The sequence below is a fragment of the Schlesneria sp. genome, assembly GCF_036405755.1.
Taxonomy (GTDB): Bacteria; Planctomycetota; Planctomycetia; order Planctomycetales; family Planctomycetaceae; genus Schlesneria; species Schlesneria sphaerica.
This window is the reverse complement of record NZ_DASWWZ010000532.1, coordinates 1-7,085: the sequence shown is the minus strand read 5'-3', so window position 1 is coordinate 7,085 and position 7,085 is coordinate 1. Positions and strand designations below refer to the sequence as shown.

The following is a 7,085-nucleotide window of genomic DNA, read 5'->3' as shown; positions in this document are numbered from 1 at the left end:
ATTCCAACGCGATCGAACCGGGGGAAGTGGAATCCCTGCGCGAGACGGGGTGTACTGCACATGATCCGTACGGGCTGCGGAATGATGACATGTACGCCAACGATCAGGTGAGAATGGGGGCCAAGGTTTTTCGACGTCAGTGCAGTGTTTGTCATACGGTCCATGGGACAAATGCCGTGGCAGAGTTGACGGGGTCGTGGGACAACGACCAGATGCGGATGAACATTGCGAAGCTGCAGCATACAAAACCGTTCATGCCCCCGTTTGCCGGGAACGCTGAAGAGGTCGAGGCGCTGGTGCAGTACCTCAACTGGTCGAACCGCGAACATCCAAAGGAGTGGCCGGTGAGCGACGATCCACAAACGATTGCGAAGATTGAATCCTGGCTGAAACAGGCGGGGACATTGCAGGGGGATTTTGAGCAGAACAAGAAGCGGACCGCATCACCTTAGTTGCTGATTGACTTTATCAGTCGCGCGTATCGACCAACGATCCTGGATTCGAATCTCATGTGGGCCCCATAATGGATAGTGCATTTCCGTTCGGCTTCCCCGTTGCGACCGCTTTCTATCTTGTGCTGTATGTTCTGACCTTTGTTCTGCATCAGGCGTTCATGCACTATGTTCTCGCCGGCAGCCTGTGCCTGACGTGGTTCACGATCTCGCAGCGTCGAGAAACAGTTGGGTGGGCTCGACAACCTCTTCTGGCCACACTGAGAGAGTGGATCCCGTTTCTGTTGAGTGCAGCCATTACGGCAGGGGTGGCTCCGCTACTGTTTATTCAGATCGTCTATCAGCACCAGTTCTACACGGCGAATCTGTTGCTCTGGTGGCGCTGGATGATTGTCGTCCCCGTGCTGATCGTCGGCTTTTACCTGACCTACCTCGTGAAGAGTCAGCGACTGTGGACGTGGCCCTATCTCGTTCGCGTGGCAGTTCTGCTGGTGACGTCCGCCTGTTTTGTCTTTGTCGGGTTCTGCTGGACGGCCAATCACCTGATTGCCAATCGGGGGGCGACATGGCCGGAAGTCTACACGACTGGCCAGTTGCCATTCACGTACACGGAAGTCATCGTGCGAATGCTGGTCTGGCTGGCAGGTTCGTTTCCCACGATGTGCGTCATTCTGGGGTGGCAGTTGTTTTATCGTGAGAGAGTGAGTCGAGACGGTGCACAGAATGAATCAGGGCAGGACGCTTGGGGAACGCGCGCGTTGTCGCGGATGGCCATCGGCGGATTGGCTGTCAGTGTGCTGGCAGGGGCGACCTATATTCTGGTCATTGAAACGTCTGCGAAGGGGCTGGTGTTTGGCAACGTGGGACGCCCGTACCTGATGATGGGGGCTCTGGGGGTCGGCCTGCAGATTGGTGGCTGGATTTCGATGTTCAGACAGAATCGCCTTTCGCTCCTTCTGTTGGGATTCGTGTCTGCGGGGTCACTGACGACCTTAGTCTGCATTTCCGTTTTACGCGAAGCGGTTCGCCTTAGCGCGGTCGATCTGTTGAGCCTGGCTGATCTCCACGCAAAAGCGGCCGAAGTGGGGGGATTCGGAGTCTTTCTGCTGGCGGCGGTTGTGGTCAGTTTGCTGATCGTCTGGTGCATCCAGTTGGTCCGGACGGGAACCACGACGAGCAACGCTTGAACTTGTACTTGGCGGATTCCGTGCAGTTGTTTAACGTCCGCCTCAGAAGTATTCGGCCATCTCCAGGGAAGGGATCTGACTGATTACCAGAGAATGGTCGTTGAGCTGGCTGAAGAAGGTATGCGGAAATGAGTTCCTCTGAGACCCCGTTGACATTGTCCGCACCGCAGGCTGAGACGGAAACGGGATTGCGGCCATACGAATTGTTCATCGTGTTGCTGTGCTGTTTCTCGTTACTGATGCTCGGACTGGAAACATTCATCCACCTTCCGGCCGAGGATGCCGAGATCATCGACGCCGTCGATAACGTGATCTGCGGTATCTTCTTCATTGATTTCCTGGTTCGGTTCGTCGCTGCTCCAAACAAACTGAAGTTTATGGTCTGGGGCTGGGTCGATCTGGTCTCCAGCATCCCTGTACTGGACGCGCTGCGTCTTGGCCGGGTGGTTCGTATCTTCCGCATTCTGCGTGTCTTGCGAGGGTTCCGCTTAGCTCGAATTATGAGTGTCTACCTGCAGCATCACCGAGCGGACGGTACCCTTCTGACGGTGATCCTGAGCTCGATTCTGCTGCTGCTACTCTCCAGCATTGCAATCCTTCAGGTTGAGCAGGTGGATGGGGCCAATATCAAAACTCCCTCTGACGCCTTGTGGTGGTCAATCGCGACCATGACGACAGTGGGCTACGGGGATAAGTATCCCACCACGTCGATCGGGCGGATGATCTCCAGCATTGTCATGGTTTGCGGAGTGGGGATGTTCGGTATGCTCAGCGGTTCCGTCACCTCGTGGATCCTGCAGCCAGCGCGAGCACGCCGTGACATCAATTTTGCGACTATCCAATCCGAACTGGTCGTGATTCAAAGTCGCCTGGATGCAATCCAGGCGAAAACGTCCGCGAATACCGATCCCCGTCTTACCCGAATCATGGCGAGCTGGCCCGAATTGTCAGAAGCGACTCGGAAGGAACTTCTGCGAATTGCCGAGAGGTGAATCGGAGCGGACGCTTTCTGGCAAAAGCAGGACCACTCTACTGTCTTTGTCTCGGTCAGCCCTCCCTATAAACTGGCCCCTGTCCCCAATCTGGCCTTCCCGCAGTCGCAGGGATTTGAAAGATGTGTGACGTGCAGCGCGTAGTCGTGGCGGCGCGTGAAATACGCGGGACTGAGCAATCTGCGAAAGGTCGCTAATTTGACATATTTTGCGATGCGGGGGCGTCCCCAATCCTGGGGAACGAACTGCAGGTTCCTGCTGGCATCGATCGCATTTCACGGACTGGTTCTGGGTCTGCTGCTTCTGGTGGCGAATACGAGTCCCTTCGGAGCAGGGACGTTCGGTCGTGGCGATACAGAAGTCTTTTCAGTTGACTGGTATGCGTCAGAGGGGGATGGATCGGGCGGAAAGCTGGACACCGCGCTTGCGAATGCAGACTCATCCGGGGCGTTTACTGTGAGTGAAGCCGCCGCCCCAGCACCCGCCGCGTCGGCTCCGAAACTGCTGGCCGTCGAAGAGATTGATCCGAACTCGGTTTTCAATACGGACGCCCCCGAGTCCACCGTTGCGGAATCACAGAATCTGTTCACGGACGCGTCTTCCATCCGCTTGGCGACGAGTCGCCGGGAACACGTCTCTGAGATTGAAGAGGAAATTGAAACCGCTGCGATCGAGGCATCTCAGACGAAATCGACCGAGGAGCACGGGGATGTGGACTCGGAAGGAACGGGTTCTAACACAGACGAGATTGCTGTAGCGCCAAGCGATTCGGATGCCGCTGACCACGGCGGTAACGGAAAGGGACCGAGCACCGCGGCCGGTGGCCGACAAACTCAGTTCTTCGGAATTCCTTCCACGACGCGAAGGATTGTTTACGTGATCGACGCTTCGGAATCGATGCGTCAGCATCGCGCCATGGAGCTTGCTCGACGACGTCTGCTGGAAAGTCTGCAGCAACTCAATCCAGACACCCAGTTTCAGATCATCTTCTTCAACCTGGCAATTCACACTTTTGGCCGTTCCCAAGACAAGACGAAGCTTGTCGCTGCCACTTCGGTTAGTCTCCGAGCCGCCAAGCAGTTTATCAACGGGATTCAGCCCGATTCAGGTACCGATCGGATGGCGGCGATTCTGCTGGCACTCAGCTTCAGGCCGGACACGGTGTTTGTGTTGACGGATGCCGACGCGCCGGAACTCGACGCACAGGAACTCCGTGAAATTCAACGACGGAATCGCAGCAAGGCGACCATCCACGTGGTGGAATTTGGAATCCAGGCAGACCTCTCGAAGGACTCATTCCTTAAGCGTCTGGCCCGCCAGAATGGGGGACGTCATCACTATCACGATCTAACCCGCAAAAATTGACCGCCATGCGGATTTCGCCCAGTTTGACGTGAACGTTGAGTCTTGAAGAAGTATTACAAAAAAGACACCTGCGGGAGCGTCCGAAGTCGCTCCCGCAGGTCGTGTTATCGACGGCACTCACGCTCCGTCGCAGGGTTATTTGACGTGACAGACGCCGGCGGCACAGTCTGCACTTTCGCAGCCACCTGCTGCGCATTCGTCGGGCGAGCAACTGCAATTAGAAGCAGCGGCCGTCGCGCTGGCGACCGCACAGCAGCTGGAAAGTGCCAGCGAGGCAGTTGCACCGGTGGCATCAGCGGCATCGGCGCGACAACCGCAACCGACACACTCACAAGTCGGACAGGTGCAGACACCCCCGTTGCAATCAGGACACTTGCATTCGACGCACGAACAAGTGGAGGCCTGAGAGAGGAGATTCCCAGTGGCACCGATTGGTGCGAGTGCATAGGTCAATGAACAAACGAGGGTTGCTGCGATTGCGGGCAATGAAAAACGGTTCATAGCAAAATTCCTTACTGACAAATGATTGAAACGTGAAGCAAAGAAGTGATGAGGCTTCGAATGCTTTATTTCAGCCATCGACAGTAAAGGGCCAGCAGCGGCGGGCCGGATATCGTAGAGTTCGCCTGGGGGCTCGTCAGGGCCGTCAGGCTTAGTGAAATGGGGGTAACTGCAGCGGAGATCCAGGCCAGTGAGGCGACATCGTCCCCGCCCGTGAATGAACTGACCTTCGTCGGCTGGGGCTGTGGAATAGACTTCACACAGCAGGGACAGGTCAGCTTCGTGAGGTGGACTTGAGTGCCTGGCTTGGCGCAGCAGTGACGAACTTTCGCCTTTGCTTGAGCAGCCGTTTTCGCTTTGGTCTGGCAGCAGGCAGCAACAGGCTTGTTGACCGCTGCTGGTTTGGTGCAGCAACAGGCTGAATGCGCCGCCAGCAAGGGGCTGCTGGCAACCAGGCAGACGCAAGTCAAAGCGGTGATAGTGTGCCTGTTAAACATCGTCTCAACCTGAGTGACAGTCGTGATCCATTCCGTGAAGTGCGTCCAGGATGGGGCATCCCTGGATGGACCCATCCCCGTGACATTGGTCAACAAGCGACTTCAGGTCGCTTCGCATTCGCTGCAGGTCTGCAATTTTGGCGTCGATTTCGGCGATCTTCTGCAGGCTTTGCCGCCGAATTTCGCTGCGCGGCGCTGCCACATCCGATTGCAATGCAATAAGGCTTTTGATTTCCTTCAGGGTGAAGCCGAGTTGTTTGGCTCGGCGAATAAATTGCAATAGCTGTACCGTCTGTTCGTCGTATTGACGGTAACCTGATCCCTTCCTTCGTGGCGGTTCCAGCAGTCCCTGACGTTCGTAGAATCGCACTGTCTCGACGCCGATGTGCGCCTCTTTAGCCAGTGCCCCGATCGTAAACGTCGCCATGGGTTTCTCCGCCACCGCTGTCAGACGGCGACTCCCCGCTTCCCGAGACTTCCGGGATCACAGGCCGTTGCTTGATCGTCTTTCAGCGATTTCTGTCGCTTTCACTGAGACTCATTATCGACTCCGTACCATACTACGGAGTCAAGAACCGGCTTCCAAATATTTTCCGAATTCACGGATCTGCGTTTGAGGAGATCGTCTCTCAACGCGCAACGCGGATTGATGATCGTCTGTCCCTTCCTCTCAGGGCAGCCAGCGGCCGGGTGGGTTTCCAAGACCGGACAGTCTGAATCGGGTCAATCGTGGAGGGCTGGGCGATCGCCGAGTGCGGTGCGATCAGGTGCCACGAACATTTTAGCAGCTTACGGGAATCGTCCTGCGAGTTGCTCAGCCGGACTAATGTCGAAACAATGTCCGCCTATGCGTTTCCGGACTGGTTCGAGACCTCGTTTGCGTTGATCTACTGGAACAGGATTAGAATCCCATGAACTTGCTTTTCGGACGGTGGCTGGTAGCGATCACGATCGTTCTTATCGGGGGTATTCTCGTACCTGCAGCGAACGCGGCGTCGCTGATGGCCGGTGCGGCAAAGGTTGATATCACAGATCGGGACGCGGGACCGGTCAACGACCCGCTGTATGCGAAGGCTCTGGTAATCAAGAGCGACAATACACTCGTCGTTCTCGTGACGGTCGACGCGGTCGCGATCGGCGAGATCGGCTATATCAAAAACGACTATCTCCCGAAGGTGCGCGCTCGACTGGAAAAGGAACTGGGCATCAATCCCAAAAACTTTCTGGTGAATGCCAGTCATTGTCATGGGATCGTTCGCGCAGATACGGATGATCTGACCGTCAAAGCGGTGACGCTTGCCATGCAGAATCTGGTCCCGGTCAAGGTCGGAGCAGGGGAGGGACATGAAGACCGAATCATGGAGAATCGCCGGCTCAAACTGAAAAGTGGCCGGGTGGTCGATGTCCGGCATGCGTACTCGATGCCTGCGGATGACGAGGTGGCTGAGGTTGGTCCGATCGATCCCCAGATTGGGATTCTGCGGCTCGACCGAATGGACGGAACGACGCTGGCCGTCCTCTACAACTTTGCCTGCCATCCGATTCAGGGGGCGGCAAATGGAGGAAACACGGCGGACATCATTGGGTATGCCAGTCGCGTCATCGAGGATAACCTGAGCGAAGGGACCATCGCTCTGTTTCTGCAGGGATGCGGGGGGGACATCAACCCGGTGCTCTACAAGGACGTCGAGCATCCTCGCTCGGCCGAACCGCTCGGCAATCTTCTGGGACTCAGCACGCTGCAGGGAGTGCGGAAGATTAAGGTTGGGGACGATGCCCGTCTGCAGGTGATCAATGAGACGCTGGCACTACCCCGTGCGGATGTCGCAGAGCGGATCGCCGCGATGGAGGATGAGTTACAGCGACTGCTGAAGTCGCTACGAGGAACGACACTCAACCTGAAGACGTTCATGCCGCTGGTCGTAAAGTACAGCCTGTCGGATGAGTTTCCGTCCTATTACTCACACCGATATCTCCAGGAGAAGAAGCTGGGCCGATCGGATCTCAGCAAGCTTGATGCGGATAATCGTAGAAACATTCAGCAGTACATCGAGAACATTCAGACGATGGAGCACCTGACCCGAGTTCAAA

Annotated in this window: 7 protein-coding genes; 5 read left to right on the top strand and 2 right to left on the bottom strand. The window is 56.3% G+C overall.

Annotated elements, in window-relative coordinates; genetic code table 11:
- The 4 genes from VGE80_RS18015 to VGE80_RS18000 all read left to right on the top strand — a co-directional run.
- Positions 1-452, top strand: a 452-nt coding sequence (locus tag VGE80_RS18015; protein ID WP_440593628.1) for a c-type cytochrome, incomplete at its 5' end; no start/stop codon positions are given.
- A 71-nt stretch (positions 453-523) separates the two neighbouring features.
- Complete coding sequence (locus VGE80_RS18010; RefSeq protein WP_440593627.1) at positions 524-1,639, top strand: hypothetical protein; 1,116 nt, start codon at positions 524-526, stop codon at positions 1,637-1,639.
- Between the two features lie 128 nt (positions 1,640-1,767).
- On the top strand, positions 1,768-2,631 hold the full coding sequence (locus VGE80_RS18005; RefSeq protein WP_440593626.1) for an ion transporter: 864 nt from the start codon (positions 1,768-1,770) through the stop codon (positions 2,629-2,631).
- Between the two features lie 198 nt (positions 2,632-2,829).
- On the top strand, positions 2,830-3,996 hold the full coding sequence (locus VGE80_RS18000; RefSeq protein ID WP_440593625.1) for a hypothetical protein: 1,167 nt from the start codon (positions 2,830-2,832) through the stop codon (positions 3,994-3,996).
- 566 nt (positions 3,997-4,562) lie between these two features.
- Here VGE80_RS18000 and VGE80_RS17995 read toward each other — a convergent pair.
- Together VGE80_RS17995 and VGE80_RS17990 are read right to left on the bottom strand one after the other, a co-directional pair.
- A complete protein-coding gene (locus tag VGE80_RS17995; protein WP_440593624.1) occupies positions 4,563-4,994 on the bottom strand; it encodes a hypothetical protein in 432 nt (143 codons plus the stop codon).
- A 4-nt stretch (positions 4,995-4,998) separates the two neighbouring features.
- On the bottom strand, positions 4,999-5,421 hold the full coding sequence (locus VGE80_RS17990) for a MerR family transcriptional regulator (RefSeq protein WP_440593623.1): 423 nt from the start codon (positions 5,419-5,421) through the stop codon (positions 4,999-5,001).
- A 484-nt stretch (positions 5,422-5,905) separates the two neighbouring features.
- Here VGE80_RS17990 and VGE80_RS17985 point away from each other — a divergent pair.
- Positions 5,906-7,085 (top strand): hypothetical protein (locus tag VGE80_RS17985; protein WP_440593622.1); only part of this gene is annotated, 1,180 nt, incomplete at its 3' end.